Annotated in this window: 16 protein-coding genes and 1 tRNA gene; 9 read left to right on the top strand and 8 right to left on the bottom strand. The window is 66.0% G+C overall.

Going from position 1 to position 18782, the window contains the following annotated elements; all coding sequences use genetic code 11:
• Nucleotides 1–45: 45 nt before the first annotated feature.
• The gene (locus tag CE453_RS22760) at nt 46–831 is read right to left on the bottom strand and encodes an MOSC domain-containing protein (protein WP_089178103.1); all 786 of its coding nucleotides are present in this window, start codon (nt 829–831) and stop codon (nt 46–48) included.
• 83 nt (nt 832–914) lie between these two features.
• Nucleotides 915–1229, bottom strand: a complete 315-nt coding sequence (locus tag CE453_RS22755; RefSeq protein WP_089176641.1) for a DUF2293 domain-containing protein — start codon at nt 1227–1229, stop codon at nt 915–917.
• Nucleotides 1230–1404: 175 nt separating this feature from the next.
• Here CE453_RS22755 and clpB point away from each other — a divergent pair, with 175 nt between their 5' ends.
• On the top strand, nt 1405–4023 hold the full coding sequence (gene clpB / locus CE453_RS22750; RefSeq protein ID WP_089176640.1) for an ATP-dependent chaperone ClpB: 2619 nt from the start codon (nt 1405–1407) through the stop codon (nt 4021–4023).
• A 72-nt stretch (nt 4024–4095) separates the two neighbouring features.
• Here clpB and metW read toward each other — a convergent pair whose 3' ends face one another.
• The gene (gene metW / locus CE453_RS22745; protein ID WP_089176639.1) at nt 4096–4719 is read right to left on the bottom strand and encodes a methionine biosynthesis protein MetW; all 624 of its coding nucleotides are present in this window, start codon (nt 4717–4719) and stop codon (nt 4096–4098) included.
• Nucleotides 4720–4721: 2 nt separating this feature from the next.
• Nucleotides 4722–5891, bottom strand: coding sequence for a homoserine O-acetyltransferase MetX (metX, locus tag CE453_RS22740; RefSeq protein WP_089176638.1), 1170 nt, complete (start codon nt 5889–5891; stop codon nt 4722–4724).
• Between the two features lie 169 nt (nt 5892–6060).
• Between metX and CE453_RS22735 the strand changes: the two genes are divergently transcribed.
• The 4 genes from CE453_RS22735 to CE453_RS22720 all read left to right on the top strand — a co-directional run bounded on the left by CE453_RS22735 (nt 6061) and on the right by CE453_RS22720 (nt 9160).
• The gene (locus CE453_RS22735; RefSeq protein ID WP_089176637.1) at nt 6061–6894 is read left to right on the top strand and encodes a chorismate mutase; all 834 of its coding nucleotides are present in this window, start codon (nt 6061–6063) and stop codon (nt 6892–6894) included.
• 38 nt (nt 6895–6932) lie between these two features.
• Entirely contained in the window at nt 6933–8039 is a 1107-nt protein-coding gene (gene hisC / locus CE453_RS22730) for a histidinol-phosphate transaminase (protein ID WP_089176636.1), read from the top strand.
• A 5-nt stretch (nt 8040–8044) separates the two neighbouring features.
• On the top strand, nt 8045–8983 hold the full coding sequence (locus CE453_RS22725) for a prephenate/arogenate dehydrogenase family protein (protein ID WP_089176635.1): 939 nt from the start codon (nt 8045–8047) through the stop codon (nt 8981–8983).
• 101 nt (nt 8984–9084) lie between these two features.
• Nucleotides 9085–9160: transfer RNA gene (locus CE453_RS22720), tRNA-Thr, on the top strand.
• Nucleotides 9161–9223: 63 nt separating this feature from the next.
• Here CE453_RS22720 and CE453_RS22715 read toward each other — a convergent pair.
• Complete coding sequence (locus CE453_RS22715; protein ID WP_157733152.1) at nt 9224–9874, bottom strand: bestrophin-like domain; 651 nt, start codon at nt 9872–9874, stop codon at nt 9224–9226.
• A gap of 287 nt (nt 9875–10161) precedes the next feature.
• The gene (locus CE453_RS22710) at nt 10162–11022 is read right to left on the bottom strand and encodes a DMT family transporter (RefSeq protein WP_089176633.1); all 861 of its coding nucleotides are present in this window, start codon (nt 11020–11022) and stop codon (nt 10162–10164) included.
• Between the two features lie 148 nt (nt 11023–11170).
• On the opposite strand from CE453_RS22710, the gene CE453_RS22705 reads away from it, so the two are divergent.
• Together CE453_RS22705 and hemC are read left to right on the top strand one after the other, a co-directional pair.
• Nucleotides 11171–12580 carry an aminotransferase-like domain-containing protein gene (locus tag CE453_RS22705; RefSeq protein ID WP_472841006.1) on the top strand — a complete coding sequence of 470 codons (1410 nt, stop codon included), beginning with the start codon at nt 11171–11173 and terminating at the stop codon, nt 12578–12580.
• Nucleotides 12581–12655: 75 nt separating this feature from the next.
• Complete coding sequence (gene hemC / locus CE453_RS22700; protein WP_089176631.1) at nt 12656–13594, top strand: hydroxymethylbilane synthase; 939 nt, start codon at nt 12656–12658, stop codon at nt 13592–13594.
• A gap of 121 nt (nt 13595–13715) precedes the next feature.
• Here the strand turns inward: hemC and CE453_RS22695 are convergent, their stop codons facing one another.
• Together CE453_RS22695 and CE453_RS22690 are read right to left on the bottom strand one after the other, a co-directional pair.
• Nucleotides 13716–13922 (bottom strand): hypothetical protein, encoded by a 207-nt coding sequence (locus tag CE453_RS22695; RefSeq protein WP_089176630.1) that lies wholly within the window; start codon nt 13920–13922, stop codon nt 13716–13718.
• Nucleotides 13923–14237: 315 nt separating this feature from the next.
• Nucleotides 14238–15260 carry a DNA topoisomerase IB gene (locus tag CE453_RS22690; protein WP_089176629.1) on the bottom strand — a complete coding sequence of 341 codons (1023 nt, stop codon included), beginning with the start codon at nt 15258–15260 and terminating at the stop codon, nt 14238–14240.
• Nucleotides 15261–15553: 293 nt separating this feature from the next.
• Here CE453_RS22690 and CE453_RS22685 point away from each other — a divergent pair, with 293 nt between their 5' ends.
• Together CE453_RS22685 and CE453_RS22680 are read left to right on the top strand one after the other, a co-directional pair.
• Entirely contained in the window at nt 15554–17035 is a 1482-nt protein-coding gene (locus CE453_RS22685) for a M81 family metallopeptidase (protein WP_089176628.1), read from the top strand.
• 50 nt (nt 17036–17085) lie between these two features.
• A complete protein-coding gene (locus CE453_RS22680) occupies nt 17086–18708 on the top strand; it encodes an amidohydrolase (RefSeq protein WP_089176627.1) in 1623 nt (540 codons plus the stop codon).
• The last annotated feature ends 74 nt before the right edge of the window (nt 18709–18782 follow it).

The raw sequence follows: 18782 nt of genomic DNA, 5'->3' as shown, positions 1-18782 counted from the left end.
AAAAGAGGGCCCGCAAGGGCCCTTTTTCGTGTCTTGAGGTGCGGGTCAGGCCACGCCGAGTTCGGCGGGAGCCTCGTCCGGCGTGAGGATGTCCCCTTCCTTCAGCGTCCCGCCCGCGATGATGCGGCAGTAGATGCCGCAGTCGACATGGCCGTAGTTCTGCATCAGCGCCTTGGGGATCTGCATGTCGCGGGCGCCGCTGTCCGGGTCGACATTGGTGGCGGCGCAGCGCTCGATTCGCTTGATGACCTGCAGCTTCAGGCCCTCGGGCCCTTCGATGTCACGACCGACGAGGTCGTTCTCCGCCCAAGGCGCCAGACCGCTCACCATCAGATTGCCGCGGAAGCGCAAGGGATCGATCGGTCGCCCGAGCCGGCCTTCGAGATCGGCGACGCTGGCGAGATTGATGATCGAGACGAAACCCGAGCGGGAATCGGTGAAGCGGTATGGCGGCAGGGCCGTCAGCAGCTTCGGTGCGCCCCGCAGTTCTTCCGGCATGAAGTCTTCGAAAAAACGGGTGAGCGCGGCACGACCTGCCTCGGTCGCGGTAGCGGCGCGGAGTGCCTCCTTGCCGTCAAGGCGGATGACGAGGTCGCCGCTGGCATCATCGTAGCGGGTCTTCAGGCGCGCCAGCGACTCGTTACGCATCAGCATCAGGTATTTGATCTTGGGCTGGTGGACGGGCTCGGCGGGGTCGAAGCCGGACGGGCCGTTCTCGATGGCGAAGAGCCGGTCGCCCGGAAAGAAGCCGCCATCTGCGAGGGCGGCCTCGGCCACGCGCTCGGGCGAGAGCCCCTTCACGGGGTAGCGGTAGAGCGTCTCGATGCGCATGGTCTGTCCGACAGGTTGAAGACTGGCCGGGACCATATCCGCCTTCCGGCTCCCTGACAGATCAAATTCTGTATCCGTTTCGATCAGTCCTCCACATCCTCGCCTTCGCTGACCGAGCGCTGGCAGCCCCATTCGGCAAGGACCGCGTCGGTATCGTCGGCGACGAAGAAGCGCGCTGCATCGCGGTCGTAACCCTCGGCCAGCAGTCGCTCATAGTCGGTATGGACGTGGCGGACATGACTGCCGAGCGCGAGCCACAGCGCAGTCGAGGGCGGCAGGTCCTTCATGTGTCGCCGCTCGGCCAGCGCGATCACGGCCTCGGCGTCGGAAAGCGGAATGCCGGGCGCCAGCGCCCTCAGCGCCTTGCGAATCGCCTGCTGTCGCTTGGTTCCGGCCATGCCCGATCTGGGCCTGTCGCAGCCCTCGGGTCAATTGTGGGGTCCCCCTCTTCCGTTGCGCGGATGCCACACTATCTTGGAGAGCGAGGGGCGGCCCCTAGCGGCGCCCCATCTTGATGAAAGGGCAGCGGAACACGTCGCCACGGGGCGGGTTTCGCGGGCGGAGTGATTTTACATGAACATTGAGAAATATACGGATCGGGCGAAGGGCTTTCTCCAGGCGGCACAGACGATCGCCTTGCGGGAGGGGAACCAGCAGTTCACCTCGGAGCATCTGCTGAAGGCGCTGCTCGACGACAATGAGGGCATGGCAGCCGGCCTGATCGACCGGGCTGGCGGCCAGTCGCGGGTCGCGCTGCAGCTCGTCGACCAGGCGCTGGCGAAGCTTCCGAAGGTTTCGGGCGGCTCGGGCGGCCTCAACCTGACGCCGGGTCTGGCCCGCGTTTTCGACACCGCCGAGAAGGCGGCGGAGAAGGCTGGCGACTCCTTCGTCACGGTCGAGCGGCTTCTGCTCGCGCTGGCGATCGAGAAGGACACTGAGGCCGGCAAGGCTCTCTCCAAGGCCGGCGTGACGCCGCAGGCGCTGAATGCCGCGATCGAGGCGATCCGCAAGGGCCGCACCGCCGATTCCGCTTCGGCCGAGCAGGCTTATGACGCGCTGAAGAAATACGCACGCGACCTCACCGCCGCGGCGCGCGAAGGTAAGCTCGACCCGGTCATCGGCCGCGACGAGGAGATCCGCCGCACCATCCAGGTGCTGTCGCGCCGGACCAAGAACAACCCTGTCCTGATCGGCGAGCCCGGCGTCGGCAAGACCGCCATCGCCGAGGGCCTCGCGCTGCGCATCGTCAATGGCGACGTGCCCGAGAGCCTCAAGGACAAGGAACTGCTCGCACTCGACATGGGCGCGCTGATCGCCGGTGCCAAATATCGCGGAGAGTTCGAGGAGCGGCTGAAGGCCGTGCTGACCGAGGTCTCGGCCTCGGATGGCGGCGTCATCCTGTTCATCGACGAGATGCACACGCTCGTTGGCGCCGGCAAGACCGACGGTGCGATGGATGCGTCCAACCTGCTGAAGCCGGCTCTGGCGCGCGGCGAGCTGCACTGCATCGGCGCGACCACGCTCGATGAGTATCGCAAATACGTCGAGAAGGATGCGGCGCTGGCGCGGCGTTTTCAGCCCGTCTTCGTCGAGGAGCCGACGGTCGAGGACACCATCTCGATCCTGCGCGGCTTGAAGGAGAAGTACGAGCAGCACCACCGCGTCCGCATCGCGGATTCGGCGCTGGTCTCGGCTGCGACCCTCTCGAACCGCTACATCACCGACCGCTTCCTGCCCGACAAGGCGATCGACCTGGTCGACGAGGCCGCGGCGCGTCTGCGCATGCAGGTCGATTCCAAGCCCGAGGAGCTGGATTCGATCGATCGGGAGATCGTGCGGCTGAAGATCGAGCAGGAAGCGCTCAAGAAGGAGAACGACGCCGGCTCGAAGGAGCGGTTGAAGCGGCTCGAATCCGAGCTGGCCGATCTGGAGTCGCGATCCGACACCATCACGACCAAGTGGAAGGCCGAGAAGGACAAGCTCGGCCATGCCGCGGAGTTGAAGACCAAGCTCGACAATGCCCGTAACGAGCTCGCCCAGGCACAGCGCAAGGGCGAGTATCAGCGGGCGGGCGAGCTCGCCTATGGCGAGATCCCGCAGCTTGAGAAGACGCTGGCCGAGATCGAGGAGAAGGGCGAGGGTGCTGGCATGGTCGAGGAGGCGGTGACGCCGGACCATGTCGCGCAGGTCGTCAGCCGCTGGACCGGCGTGCCTGTCGACCGCATGCTCGAAGGCGAGAAGGAGAAACTGCTCCGCATGGAGGAGGTTCTCGGCTCCCGCGTCGTCGGGCAGCGTGAGGCGGTGGATGCGGTTTCGACTGCGGTCCGTCGCGCCCGCGCCGGTCTCCAAGACCCCAATCGCCCGATCGGCTCCTTCATGTTCCTCGGCCCCACCGGCGTCGGCAAGACGGAGCTGACCAAGGCCCTGGCCTCGTTCCTGTTCGACGACGACACGGCGCTGCTGCGCATCGACATGTCCGAGTACATGGAGAAGCACTCGGTCGCCCGGCTCATCGGCGCACCTCCCGGCTATGTCGGCTATGAGGAGGGCGGGGCCCTGACCGAGGCGGTTCGTCGCCGGCCCTATCAGGTCGTGCTCTTCGACGAGATCGAGAAGGCGCATCCGGACGTGTTCAACGTCCTGCTGCAGGTTCTCGATGACGGGCGCCTCACCGATGGACAGGGGCGCACGGTCGACTTCCGCAACGTGCTGATCATCATGACCTCGAACCTCGGTTCGGAGTTCCTGGTGAACCAGCCCGAGGGGCAGGACAGCGACGCGGTGCGCGACGAGGTCATGGGCGTGGTTCGCCATGCCTTCCGGCCGGAGTTCCTGAACCGGATCGACGACATCATCCTGTTCCATCGCCTGCGGCGGAAGGACATGGACAAGATCGTCGATATCCAGATGGCTCGCCTGCAGAAGCTGCTGACCGATCGCAAGATCACGCTCGAGCTCTCGAAGGAGGCGCGCGATTGGCTGGCCGACAAGGGCTACGACCCGGCTTACGGCGCCCGCCCGCTGAAGCGCGTGATCCAGAAGTTCGTTCAGGATCCGCTGGCGGAAGCCATCCTGGCCGGCGAGATCGTCGATGGCGAGACCGTGCCGATCACCGTCGGGCCTGGCTCGCTGATGCTGGGCCATGTCGCGGCCGTGAAGGAGAGGCGGCCGGCCGGGGTCGCTCTGAACTGAGCTCTGCCCGGCAGACGGACAGGAAAGGGCCGCGCGAGCGGCCCTTTTTCGTTTTCGGCAAGGCGGCTTTGCCTACCCCCGCTTCAGCAGGAACACGGCCTGCGCGCCGAACAGGTTCCAGAACCACCAGGGCGCGTTGACGCCGACCTTGCCGCCGGCGGCGTCGAGCGCGACGGCGCGTTCCTTTTCCGCGCCGATCAGATCGCAGAGCGCGACGAAGTCACGGATCGTGCAGAAATGGATATTGGGCGTGTCCCACCAGCTATAGGGCAGGGCCTCGGTCATCGGCATGTGGCCTTGGAAGAACACCTGGGAACGCATCCGCCAGTGCCCGAAATTCGGGAAGGAGACGATGGCGCGCCGGCCGATCCTGAGCATCTGCTCCAGTACGAGGCGTGGATTGCGCGTCGCCTGGATCGTCTGCGAGAGGATGACGTAGTCGAAGCTGTCATCTGGGTAATCGGCGAGGTCGGTATCGGCGTCGCCCTGGATCACCGAGAGGCCGCGCGCGACGCAATCGGCCACGCCTTCGCGCGAAAGCTCGATCCCGCGTGCATCGACATTGCGGGTCTCGGCCAGCAGTGCCAGCAGCGCCCCGTCGCCGCAGCCGACGTCGAGCACGCGTGTGCCGGGCTGCACCATCTCCGCGACGAGCTTGAGGTCGATGCGGCTGGTCTGAGTGTCGGTCAGCGCCATCGTCAGAGCCCTCGCGCCCGCGCCGCTGCACTCAGGAAGCCGCGTGTCGTGGCGAAGAGATTGGGCTCGTCGAGCAGGAAGGCATCGTGCCCTTTGTCGCTCTCCAGTTCGACGAAGGAGACCGAGGCGCCGGCCGCGTTGAGCGCATGCACGATCGCGCGGGAATCCGCCGTCGGGAACAGCCAGTCCGAAGTGAAGGAGGCGACGCAGAACCGCGTCTTCGTGCCGGTGAAGGCGCGCGCCAGCACACCGTCATGGTCGGCGGCGAGGTCGAAATAATCCATCGCCCGCGTGACGTAGAGATAGGAATTGGCATCGAAGCGTTCGACGAAGCTCAGGCCCTGGTGGCGGAGATAGCTCTCCACCTGGAAATCTGCGTCGAAGGAGAAAGTCGGCGCCTCACGGTCCTGAAGCTTGCGGCCGAACTTGCGGTGCAGCGCCTGCTCCGAGAGGTAGGTGATGTGCGCGCCCATCCGCGCCACGGAAAGCCCCTTGGATGGCCGCGTGCCCTCTTCGAGATAGCGACCCTGCCGCCATTCCGGATCGGCCATCACCGCCTGTCGCCCGACCTCGTGGAAGGCGATGTTCTGGGCCGAATGCTTGGCGCCGGTCGCCAGCGGCAGCGCCGAGAACACGCGGGCCGGATAGCTCGCAGCCCATTGCAGCACCTGCATGCCGCCCATCGAACCGCCGGCGACGCAGAAGAGTGTCTCGATGCCGAGCGAGTCGATCAGCGCGGCCTGTGCCCGCACCATGTCGCGAATGGTGACGACCGGGAACGACAAGCCCCAAGGCTTGCCCGTCGCCGGGTTGGTCGAGGCCGGCCCGGTGGTTCCCGTGCAGCCGCCGACGACATTGGCACAGATTACGAAGAAGCGCTCGATGTCGATCGGCTTGCCCGGCCCGATCATGGCCGTCCACCAGCCGCCCTTGCCGGTGATCGGATTGCGGCTGGCCACGTACTGGTCGCCCGTCAGAGCGTGGCAGACCAGGATCGCGTTCGATTTGTCGGCGTTGAGCGTGCCGTAGGTCTGATAGGCGATCTGCCAATGGTCGAGCACGATGCCGCAATCCATGAGCAGCGGGGCCTCCGGCCCGAAGCGCGCGACGAGGCTCGACGGCTCGTTCGCTTCCTTCAGCGGGTCGGCCAGGCTGGGAGAAAGATCGCTCATATCGTCCGCTTCGGCAGGGAGATTTGTCTTGCCGGTCCAGGCGTTCGGAAAATCGAACCCTAGCGATGCCGTGCCGACGCGCCGCTGTCAACGCGGGATTGCGCAGCCGGCTTTGCCAAGGGCCGGCGGGAGCGCTAAGGAGCGTGGCCTTGCCGGAAAGTGCGTTGCCATGACCGAAGCCGCCCCCACGACCCTCGCCGACCTCCGCGCCGGGATCGACCGCATCGACAGCGAGATGCATGCGCTGCTGATGGAGCGCTCGCAGATCATCGAGACGCTGATCGCGGTCAAGAAAACCCAGGCTTCCGGCTCCGCCTTCCGCCCTGGCCGCGAGGCCGACATGATGAAGCGCCTCGCATTGCGCCATAAGGGGCTTCTGCCGCTCGACACGGTCGAAAGCATCTGGCGCATCATCATCGCCACCTTCACCTATGTGCAGGCGAACTATTCGGTCCATGCCGACGTCTCCGGTGGCGATCCGGCGATGCGCGATTCCGCCCGCTTCCATTTCGGCTTCACCGTTCCTTTCGTCCCGCATGAGGACGCCCGCGCCGTCATCCGGGCGGTCGCCGAATCCGCCGGCGATCTCGGCATCTTCCGCATGGACCAGGGCGCCAGCGCCGGCATCTGGTGGCGCGACCTGATCGGCCCGGACAAGCCGAAGATCATCGCGCGCCTGCCCTTCATCGAGCGGCCGGACCATCCGGCCGGCACGCCGGTCTATTGCGTCGCCAAGCCGCTGGCCGATGCGGCGGTGCGAGAGATCGTGCTCTATGCCGCCCGCGTCGAGCGCTGGTCGGAGGCGCTGCGGCACAGCCTCGCCGAGCATCTGGCCGAAGTCTCGGCTTCGGCCGCGGACGGCTCGCATCTGTCACTGCTGGTCGCCGCCTCCGGCGAGGTCGATCAGGCCGCGATCCGTGCGGCGCTGGCGCCCGCTGGCCTCAGCGACTTCTCGGAAGTCGGCAGTCACGCCGCGCGCTTCGCCGTCAAATCCGCCCGCTGAGCGGGCCTGAACCGTTTCCTGCTGCAAGGTCAATCATCATGGCGACAGCGTCCCGCCCGACCCCACGTCCCGGCGTCCTCGAGATCGAAGCCTATGTCCCCGGCAAATCCGCCGCGCCCGCCGGCGTAAAGCTGCACAAGCTGTCCTCCAACGAGACCCCGCTCGGCCCGAGTCCGAAGGCGGTCGCGGCCTTCGAAGGCCTCGTCGGCAAGCTGGAATTCTACCCCGATGGCTCGTCGAGCCGGCTCAAGCAGGCGATCGCCGGACGCTACGGCCTCGACCCGGCGCGGATCATCTGCGGCAACGGCTCGGATGAACTGCTCGAGCTCGTCACCAAGGCCTATCTGGGCGAGGGTGACGAGGGCATCTACAGCCAGTACGGCTTCCTGGTTTATCGCATCGCCATCCTCGCCGCAGGCGGCAAGCCGGTCGTCGTGCCCGAGAAGAATTACACGGCCGATGTCGATGGCATCCTCGCGGCGGTGACGCCGAAGACGAAGATCGTCTTCCTCGCCAACCCCAACAACCCGACCGGCACCTATCTGCCCTTCGACGAGGTCAAGCGCCTGCAGGCTGGGCTACCGCCGCATGTCCTGCTCGTGCTCGACGCGGCCTATGCCGAATATGTCCGTCGCAACGACTACGCCTCCGGCATCGAGCTCGTCGCCGAGAGCGAAAATGTGGTGATGACGCGCACCTTCTCGAAGATCTATGGCCTCGCCAATCTGCGGATCGGCTGGCTGTATGCGCCGGCTCACATCGTCGATGCGCTCGAGCGCATCCGCGGTCCGTTCAACGTCAATGGCGCCGCCATCGAGGCCGGCGCCGCAGCGGTCACGGACGAGGCCCATGTCGCGGCCGCGATCGAGCACAACGAGAAGTGGCTCGCCTGGACGACGGCCGAGCTGGAGAAGCTCGGCCTCACCGTCACCCCCTCGGTTGGCAACTTCGTTCTGATCCATTTCACGAAGACGCCCGGCAAGACCGCCAAGGACGCGGACGCCTTCCTGACCCAGCGCGGGCTCATCCTGCGCGCCGTCGCGTCCTACGGATTGCCTGATGCGCTGCGCATGACCATCGGCTCCGAGGAGGCGAACCGCCTCGTCGTCTCCGCTCTCGCCGACTTCCTCGCTGGCAAGGCCTGACGCAGATGGCGGAAAGCTTCGCGCCGCGCCGTTCCGAGCCGGTCTTTGCCCGCCTCGCCATCATCGGCATCGGGCTGATTGGCTCCTCGATCGCGCATGCGGCGAAGGAGCTGAACCTCGCCGGGACGATCGTGCTGGCCGATCGCGACGAGGCCGTTCGCCAGCGGGCGCGCGAGCTCGCTCTCGGCCATGTCGTTGCGGATACGGCCGCCGAGGCGGCGCGTGACGCCGATCATGTCATCCTCTGCGTGCCTGTCGGCGCTTGCGGCGCGGTTGCGGCGGAGATCGCGAGCGAGCTGAAGCCGGGTGCCATTCTCTCCGATGTCGGTTCGGTGAAGGGCGCGGTTGTCGATGCCGTCATGCCGCATCTTCCCGAAGGCGTGTCCTTCGTGCCGGCGCATCCCGTCGCCGGTACGGAGAATTCGGGTCCCGACGCAGGCTTCCCCAGCCTCTTCCTCAATCGCTGGTGCATCCTGACCCCACCAGAAGGCACTGACCCCACGGCCATCGCCAGGACACGGCAGTTCTGGGAGGGGATGGGCGCGCTGGTCGAGGTGATGAGCGCGCAGCATCATGATCTCGTGCTCGCCGTCACCAGTCATTTGCCCCACCTCATCGCCTACAACATCGTCGGCACGGCCGAGGATCTGGAGGCGGTGACGCAGTCCGAGGTGATCAAGTTCTCGGCCGGCGGTTTCCGCGATTTCACGCGCATCGCGGCTTCCGACCCGACGATGTGGCGCGACGTCTTCCTGCACAACAAGGAGGCGGTGCTGGAGATGCTCGGCCGCTTCAACGAGGACCTCGCCCTGCTCACCCGCGCCATCCGCTACGGCGATGGCGAGACGCTGCACAAGCATTTCACCCGCACCCGCGCCATCCGCCGCGGCATCGTCGCGCTCGGCCAGGAGAAGCCGGAGACGGAGAAGCTGCGCAAGGATTGACGGTGGCGACGACGGCCGGAGGCTTTGGAAGTCTCGGTCATGTGCATGGCGTCTCTTGCAGCTTGCCAAGCATCCCGCCTGCTGTTACAGCGCCACCCGTCGCCGCAATAGCTCAGCTGGTAGAGCACCTCATTCGTAATGAGGGGGTCGGGGGTTCGAATCCCTCTTGCGGCACCACCTCTTCCCTTACATCTCCCACGTCCATCGCGCAGGCCGTTCGACGTGACGTCGCCGGCCGCTTCAGCGCTTGAGGAGGGTCTGCAAGGCGGTCGGCTCAACGGATATCTTTCCGACGAACGGCCGATCATGCGCCAGAATCACGAAATAGGCCGCGGACACGACGAGCACGTAGAGATGGGCCGCGACGATCTGCATGCGAAAGGCGTGACTGTTGCAGACGATGATCGCGAGCAAGGTCGCGGTCGAAATCAGCCACATCGCGAACCATTGCGCCCAGGTGACACCTGCCTGGGACGAGGCGAGGCGCGCGAGGCGCGCGTGACGAATCTGTAGTAGCTGGTTGAGCAGTGGCGCGTAGGTTGATGCGCCGGCAAGCGCAGCGTCCTGCCGCGACACGGATTCGATCGCGCCCAGCAGATGCTTTTCGGACTGGTCGAAGGCCGGATTGTCGAGCGGCATGCTCTTGGCCATTGCGGGCCAGTCGATGGCCACCACGCCCTGGAGATAGGCCCGCAGGCTCTCATGCAATGCGGTACGTGCGGCGTCAGGGAGCGCAGCCGAAAGGACCATGGCGCTTTCCACCGCGTCCGCTTCACGCTGGACGGCGTTACGCGCGGCAACGGCATCGTTCCAGATGCCGGCTGCTGAAAAGGCGACCATCAGTGCGAACAAGGCGCCGCTCGCATTGATGATGGAATCGCGGATCGGCAAGGGCTCGTCCAGCCGATAACCGAGGCGTGGAACCGCGAAGCGGACGAGGCCGATCAGGAGCCAGCAGGCGAGGGCGCTCATCGACAGGATGACGACGAACATCGCCGTCAACGGCAATTGGTGGAAAACGATGAACATGCCTCGCCCCGAATACAGCCGGGGTGCAAGCTAAAGGCTGATTTCACGAAGGCATAGAGTGGTCCGACGCCGCCGCGGCGACGAACCTCGGTTTTCACCGCGCGGTATGGTTCGCCGGATGGGCTGCGTCGCCAGGGAGCGGTGACCGGTCAGGCGAACCGCTTGGCACCCGCGACGCTGAGCACCACGACGCCGGTCGCCGCGATCATGCTCCAGGCGACGGGTTCCTGCAGCAACAGCCCCGCCAGCAGCAGCCCGAGGAAAGGTTGCAGGAGCTGGAGCTGCCCGACGCCGGCGATGCCGCCGAGTGCGAGCCCGCGATACCAGAACACGAAGCCGACCAGCATGCTGAACACCGAGACATAGCCGAGGCCGAGCCAGGCCGGCGTGCCGATGCCATTCCACGTCGTCGGCAGGTAGAGCAGAGCGACAAGGGCCATCGCCGGCAGCGATAGCAGCAGCGCCCAGGAGATCACCTGCCAGCCGCCGAGGCGGCGCGAGAGTGTCGCGCCTTCCGCATAGCCGAGTCCGCAGAGCAGGACGGCGGCGACCATCAGCAGATCACCTGTCAGCGAGCTGCCCTCGCTATGGAGCAACGCGAAGCCGGCGACGGTTGCGCTGCCGAGGACCGAGAACAGCCAGAAGGCCGGCTTGGGCCGTTCGCCGCCGCGCAGCACGCCGAAGATCGCCGTCGCCAGCGGCAGCAATCCGATGAAGACGATCGAGCGCGCCGCCGTGATGTGCTGCAGCGACAGCGCCGTCAGCAGGGGAAAGCCGACGACGACGCCGAGCGCCACGACGAAGAGGGAGAACAGGTCCACCCGCCCCGGTACCTTCTGGCGCAGCAGGAGGAGGAAGACTCCGCCGAGCAGCGCCGCGATGACCGCACGGGCCGAGGTCAGGAACAGCGGCGAAAAGCCTGCCACCGCGACGCGCGTCGCCGGCAGCGAACCGCTGAAAATCACCACGCCGAGGAGACCGCTACCCCAGCCCTTGCCTGCAAAACTCATTCTGCCTCGCTTTCCAGGCAGGCTCTAGGCGCATCGCACCTCATGTGACAGAAACAGTTCCGTACGGTTCTTGAAAACTGTATTGGTATTGTTGCTGATACGGTGAGGTGAAATGGATCGTCGGTTGCCGACACGCACCGAAGAGATCATGGATGCCATCAGGCGGAAAGCGGCCGCGCGCCAGCTCGCGCCGGGCGACCGTCTCCCCTCGATCCGCCGCTATGCAGCGGTAATGAAGGTATCGCCCTCGACCGTGGTCGAGGCCTATGACCGGCTCGCCGCGGAAGGATTGATACGGGCCCGCCCCGGATCCGGATTCTATCTCACCGGGCATGGCTTGCCGCCGCTCAGCCTGACGCGGCCGGCCACATCGCGGGCGGTCGATCCCTTCTGGGTCTCGCGTCAGTCGCTCGATGCGGATGCGGATGCGCTCAAGCCCGGCTGCGGCTGGCTGCCCGCCGACTGGATGCCGAACGAGGCCTTGCGTCGCGGCCTGCGGAATCTCGCCCGCGGCGAGGAGGAGGTCTTGGCCGATTACGGAAGCACGCGGGGTTCGCTGCCGCTGCGTCGGCTTCTGCTCGGACGCTTCGGCGAGGAGGGGCTGCAATTGTCGTCGGAGCAGCTTCTGCTGACGAGTTCGGGGACGCAGGCCGTCGATCTCGTCTGCCGTTTCCTGCTCCAGCCCGGGGACACCGTGCTGGTGGACGACCCCTGCTACTTCAACTTCCGCGCCCTGCTGCGCGCCCATCAACTGCGCCTGCTCAGCGTGCCTTATACGGCGACCGGCCCCGGCATCGCCGCCTTCGAAGCGCTTGTCAGCGCCGAGCGGCCGCGCCTCTACATCACCAATTCAGCGCTCCACAATCCGACCGGGGCCAGTCTGTCGCCGCAATCGGCCTATCGGCTGCTCAGCATTGCCACGGCCTATGACATGACCATCGTCGAGGATGACATCTTCGCCGATTTCGAGCCCGACCCGTCGCCGCGCCTGGCGGTCCTCGATGGCCTCGACCGGGTCATCCGCGTCGGCAGCTTCTCCAAGACGCTGTCGGCATCTGTCCGGTGTGGCTACATCGCGGCGCGGCCCGACTGGATCGAGGGGCTCGTCGACCTGCAGATCGCAACCAGCTTCGGAGGGCCTAGCCCGCTGGCTGCCGGGTTGATCGCCGACATCCTCGCCGGCGGCGGCTATCGCAAGCATATGGAGGAGGTGCGCCGCCGTCTCGCGGCTGCCCGGCGCACGGTGGCGCCGCGGCTCGAGGCGTTGGGCATCCGGCCTTGGCTGATGCCGCGTGGCGGCTTCTATCTATGGTGCCGGTTGCCGCAGGGCGCCGACCCGGCGGAGCTTTCCCGGCTCGCGCTGACGGAGGGCGTGGTGCTGGCGCCCGGGAATGTTTTCAGCGTGGCGCAGACCGCAGGTGAATTCATGCGCTTCAACGTCGCCCAGATGCATGAGCCGCGCATCTACGACGTGCTCGATCGAGCCTTGCGGGCACTGCGGCAGGCTGAGCCGGCCGGTAGCGGCGCAGCCACACTCGTCAGCGGGGCGAGCGGCTGATATAGCGGCGCGGTAGAACACCGGCCGCCGCGCATCGATGGAACGACGGCCAAGAGGAAGACGAAAGTTCAGCCCATGCATCTGAGGATCGGCACGCGCCGCAGCCCGCTGGCGATGGCCCAGACGAACCATGTCATGGGCCTGATCAAGGCCAAGTTCCCGCAGGCCGAATTCACGCTCTGCCAGATCGCGACGATCGCCGACAAAGACCGCAAATCGGAGTTCCATCAGTTCGGCATGGTCGGCGTCTTCGCCGTCGAGCATGAGCAGCAGCTCGTCAATCGCGAGGTCGATTTCGTCGTCCACTCGCTGAAGGACTTGCCGACGACGCTGCATGCGGGGTTGACCCTGGCCTCGGTGCCGCCGCGCGAGGATCCGCGCGACGGCCTCTGCGGTACCACCTTGGATGCCTTGCGGCAGGGCGCGCGCGTGGGCACCGGCTCGCTGCGCCGCCGCGCGCAGATCCTGAGCCTCAGGCCCGACGTCACCGTCGTGCCGATCCGTGGCAATGTCGGGCCGCGCCTTGCCAAGATCGGTGGAGAGGATGCGCTCGATGCCGTCATCCTCGCCCATGCCGGGCTGAAGCGCCTCGGGCTCAATGAAGCTTCTTCCGAGGTGCTGGACCCGATGACGTTCCCCTATGCCGTGGGACAGGGCGCGCTGGGACTCGAGGCGCGGGCGGATGACGAAGCCGTCATCGCGGTGCTGAAGGCGATCGAATGCCCGAAGGCGCGGGCCGAAGTCGAAGCCGAGCGGGCGATGATGCATGCGCTGGGCGCCGGCTGCAGCCTGCCGGTCGGTGCCTGCGCGGTGTGGAAGGAGGGCGAGCTGACGCTCCATGCCCAGGTCACGTCGATCGACGGCGCCGAGCATGTCGTCGCGGAGGAGGCCGGCCCGCCCGAGCAGGCGGAGCAGATCGGGATCGCGGCGGCCGAAGCCTTGAAGCAGCGCGGCGGAGCCAGAATCCTCGAAACGAGTTTCCGCGGCTATTATCCGAGCTTCAAGACGCTGTAGCGCGTGCTGAAGACGATTCTGCCGGTGGAGCGGAAATCAGGAAGGCCCGGCCTCCGCGAGGAGTGCCGGGCCTTCTCATATGGCCATCGCCGCATGCCTGCGGATGGCCGCTACCGATGGGTCAGAGCGTCTGCGCGATCTCGCGATGACGCGCCGCGAAACGCGCCGCTTCCTGCCGGAACAGCATCCAGGCCGGCTGCGGACTCTCATGTCCGGGGGCCTGCATCGACATGGTGAAGGGGCCCTTGTTGCCGGCCGGCTTGTCGGGGTCGATCCGGGCTGCACGGCACATCGCGCGGGCAATCCGCTTGATCCTGTCTTCGTCCATCTCCCTCTCCGCCGTGAAGGTTTGCAGCGTGGGGAACGTCGAATCAGGGACATCGGTTCCGCGAAGTTTGAAAAATAAATAAATCAACTAATTCAACAGGTTGTTCTGGTTTCGGAGGATTTTCTAAGCGTTTGGCTTGTCAAGCCTGCTCTCATGTTCGCATCGGGGCAGGGCCGTCACGGCAAGAGCAGGCCTCGCTTGGAATTGCAGGATCGCGATCGAGCCGACGACGTCGCCGCATCGGTCCGAGCTCGTCGCTCGTCGCTGGCGGGGGGCGCCTTCAAACGTCTGTCGCGCCGAGGTTTTCGATCGAACTCAGGCGGCAAGGCGGCCCAGCGCCCGTTCGATCCGGGAACAGCCGGCCGTGGCGCGCACCTTCTCGTAGCTGCGTTGGAGCTGCCCGCTCGCATAGGCGTCGATGAGGATGGCATGGACATAGCTCTTGCGCACTACGGCCGGTGTGTTGGCGAGCCGCTCCGAGATCGTGCGCATGATATCTGTCAGCTGCCGCCGACGCCCGGTTTCGCTGACGGCCTCCTCGCCGGCGAGCAGGAGTTCGGCGGCGGCAGCATTGGCCGCGAGCATTCTCAGATCCTTGCTGCTGACTGGTTGGCGGCAGGCCTTCTTCAGATAGTCGTTGATCTCGGCAGCCCGGATAGGGGCGACGCTGCCGTCGTCGCGCCGATATTGCAGCAAGCGCCGGCCGGGCAGACTGGCGATCCGCTCGAGGGCGCGTGCCAGGGCTGCGTCCTCGATGGTGCAGGCGACGTCCTGACTGCTCTTGCCGCGAAAATGCAGTGCGACCCGCGTGCCTGTGATGTCGACATGTCGCTTCAGCAAGGTCGAGGCGCCGTGACTTCCATTGGCCTTGGCATAGGTTTCATTGCCGACGCGGATATGGCAGCGGTCGATAATGGCGGCCGCGCAGGCGAGGGCCTTGTCACGGCCGAGCAAGCGCCCGCGCAAATCCTTGGCGATTTGCGTCCGCAACCGCGGCAGCACCGCGATCAGCCGGGCCAGCCGCTTGAGCTTGCGGCGTTCTCGCACCTTCTCCCAATCCGGATGGTAGCGATGCTGGATGCGGCCGGCTTCGTCATGGCCGACGGCCTGCAGATGGGCGCGCGGATCGGCGGCGATGCGAACATCGTCATAGGCCGGCGGAATCGCGAGCGAGCGGATGCGGGCCAGAGTTGCCTGGTCGGTGATCTTCTCGCCTTCAGCATCCCGGTAGCCGAAGGAGCGGCCGTGGCGGATGCGGCGGATCGTGAGTTCGTCAGACGAAACGCGCCGCAGTCGCGTCTGAGCGGGTGGGCGGCTAGCGTGTGGGGAGACCGGCATGGCGAGAGCTCGCAGACATCCGCTGCGGAGAATGCGCGACCGGGCCAATTGGTTCCGCCCGGATCGCCATGCGTCCCGACCGAGACGGCGGTGATCTACCCCGTTGTTATCGCACTGGATTCTCCGAGAGGCGGAGATCGCTTTCCAGCCTGGCGCCATCGTCGAGCATATTCACCACGTTTCGACAAGCGCGCTGGTTTCTGGGGATGCATGCACGAAAATCAGTGGCAAGGTCGCGTGCATCTCGCCAAAACTGTCAAAAAAATTGAACGATGCGCTAAGGGGAGACGATCGTGCCGCGTGTGCTGATTGCCGAATTCATGCATGAGACGAACACCTTCAGTGTTCAGCTCACGGACGAGGCCACGTTTCGGGCCCACGGAGCCTATCTCGGCAACGAAATCCCGCAGGCTTTCCGCGGCACCCGCACCTCTATGGGGGCTGCCTTCGAGGCTGCCGACAAATTCGGCTGGAACCTTGTCCATCCGCTGGTGACCGGCGCCAACCCCTCGGGACGCGTCACCGATGCCGCCTTCGATGTCTTCGCGGGGCACATCGTCGGCGCGGCCGACGGCGTCGATGGCGTGCTGCTGCATCTGCACGGCGCGATGGCGACGGAAAGCTCCGATGATGGCGAAGGCGAATTGCTGGCGCGGCTGCGCAAGCGCATCGGCCCGGACATTCCGGTCGTCGCGGTGCTCGATCTGCACGCCACCGTGACGCAACTCATGGCCGATAATGCCAACGCGTTGATCTCCTACCGGACCTATCCGCATATCGACCAGTACGAACGGACCTGGCAGGCCGCCGAGCTCTTGGAGCGCGCCATGAAGGGCGAGATCAAGCCCAGGGTCGCGCTCGCCCGCCGTCCGATCCTCTATGCGCTGGACGGTGGGCGCACGACCTCGCCGCCCTTCCTGGAGTTGCTGCGTCGCGGCGATGCGCTGGAGGCTTCCGGCGACGCACTGGTCGTCAGCGTCCAGGCCGGCTTCTCCTCGGCCGACGTTCACGACATCGGCCCCTCCATCGCGGTCACCGCCGACGACCGCGGCAAGGCTCAGGCCATCGCCGAGGAGCTGATGGATTATGCCTGGGAGCAGCGCCGCTTCTCCTCCATCCATTTCACGCCGCTGGCCGAAGCCATCATGCGTGCCAAGGCCGGCGAGGCCGATGCCGGCAAGCCCGGCGCCAGGCCGCTGGTGATCTCCGACTATTCGGACAACCCTGGTTCCGGCGCCTATGGCGACGCCACCAATCTGCTGCGTGCCGTGCTGGCGGCGAAGCTGAAGAATGTCGGCTTCCATGCGATCTGCGACCCCGAAGCCGCGCTCGCGGCGCAGGCTGCCGGCGTCGGCAATCGGGTCAGGCTGAAGCTCGGTGGCAAGGTCGATCCGACGATGGGCGGCGGACCGCTCGATCTCGACGCCCATGTCGTGGCGCTGACCGATGGACGTTTCATCTGCTACGGTCCGATGGGCGGCGGCACCTGGCGCAATTACGGGCTCTCGGCCCTGCTGCGCGTCGACGATGTCGAGATCATCGTCATCACCCATAACGGCCAGGCGACGGATCTCGCTCAGTTCACCTCGCTCGGCGTCGATCCGACCCGGAAATCGACCGTGATCGTCAAGTCGATGCAGCATTTCCGGGCCGCCTTCGAGCCGATCGCGCGTGAGGTGCTCGAGGTCGACACCGGCGCGCTCTCGACCCGCAATTTCAAGGAACGGCCGTACAAGAAAGTGCGCCGCCCGATCTTCCCGCTCGACGACATCTGACCGCCGGTCCGCGAAGGTTGGCGAAGACGACAGGAATTCAGGAGAGAGCCATGGCAGTGCAGGCCGATATCGTTTTGCGCAATGGGCCGATCTGGTGCGGGCGCGAGGAAGGCGTCGTCGAGGCGCTCGCGATCTTCCGGGACAAGGTTCTGTCGGCGGGGAGCGATGCGGAGATCAAACTGCTGATCGGTCCGAAGACTCGCGTGATCGACCTGAAGGGCCGGCTCGCGACGCCGGGCCTCAACGACTCGCACCTGCATCTCGTCTCGCTCGGCATGACCATGGGCTGGGTCGATTCCAAGCCCGAGGCCGCACCGACGCTGGAAACGCTGCTCGAGGCCATCGCGGCCCGCGCCGCGCGGTCCAAGCCGGGTGAGTGGATCCTCTCGCGCGGCTATGACCAGACCAAGCTCGATGTCGGCCGCCATCCCTATCGCGAGGAACTCGACCGGGCGGCGCCGAACAACCCGGTCATGCTGGTGCGCACCTGCGGCCATATCGCGATCTGCAATTCCGAAGCGCTCCGTCTCGGTGGCATCGACGAAAAATCCCCGACGCCGCAGGGCGGCCTGATCGAGCAGGAGAATGGCCGTCTCACCGGCCTCCTCGCCGAGAATGCCCGCGCCCCTGTCCAGGCGGCGATCCCGGCTGCGAGCGAGGAGGACATCATCGCCGGTATCGAGCGCGGTGGCCGTTACCTGCTCTCGCTCGGCATCACCAGCTGCATGGATGCCGCTGTCGGCCAGAAGGGCGGCTTCGGCGAGATCGCGGCCTATCATCGCGCCAAGCGCGACGGGCGCCTGCCGGTCCGCACCTGGCTGACCCTGCTGGGCGACGATGGCCGCTCGATCGTGCCGCAATGCTACGAGGCCGGGCTGATCTCCGGCACCGGCGACGACATGCTGATGGTCGGCGCGGTCAAGCTCTTCCTCGACGGCTCGGCCGGCGGGCGCACCGCCTGGATGACCGAGCCCTATCTCGGCGAGGACAAGACCACCGGCGTCTGGATGTGGGAGGACGCCGAGCTCGAGCGCATGGTGCTCGACGCCCACAAGAAGGGCTACCAGCTCGCCTGCCACGCCATCGGCGATGCCGCGATCGAGCAACTGATCACGGCCTATGAGAAGGCACTCGCCGCCTATCCGGATCCGGACCGGCGCCACCGCATCGAGCATTGCGGCTTCTCGACCCCCGAGCAGCACGAGCGCATGGTCAAGGCCGGCATCTATCCCTGCCCGCAGCAGGTCTTCATCCATGATTTCGGCGATGCCTATGTCAAGGTGCTGGGGCCCGAACGCGCGTTGCCGAGCTATCCCTTCCGCACCTGGTTCGATCTCGGCCTGAAGCCGGCGACGGGCAGCGACGCGCCGGTCTGCGATCCCAACCCCTTCCCGAATTTCCACACCATGCTGACGCGTGAGACCTGGAAGGGCACGGTGATGGATGCTGCGCAATGCGTCTCGATCGAGGAGGCGTTGCAGGCCTATACCGAATTCGGAGCCTTCTCGCAGAAGCAGGAGAAGGTGAAGGGGCGGCTTGCCCCCGGCTTCCTGGCTGATGTGGCAGTGTTCTCGCGTGACCTGCTGACGGCCGATCCCGCCGATATCCTCAAGGACACTCGCTGCGATCTCACCATCCTCGGCGGCGAGGTCGTTTACGAGCGAGGTGCATGAGTTGGGGCATTTTCGAGCGCGCGAGATCGGTTTTCGCGAAGAAAATGCGAAAAAAATCCGAAGTAGCTCCGCAA

The organism is Bosea sp. AS-1 (assembly GCF_002220095.1).
Taxonomy (GTDB): Bacteria; Pseudomonadota; Alphaproteobacteria; order Rhizobiales; family Beijerinckiaceae; genus Allobosea.
This window is presented reverse-complemented; position numbering and strand designations above follow the sequence as displayed.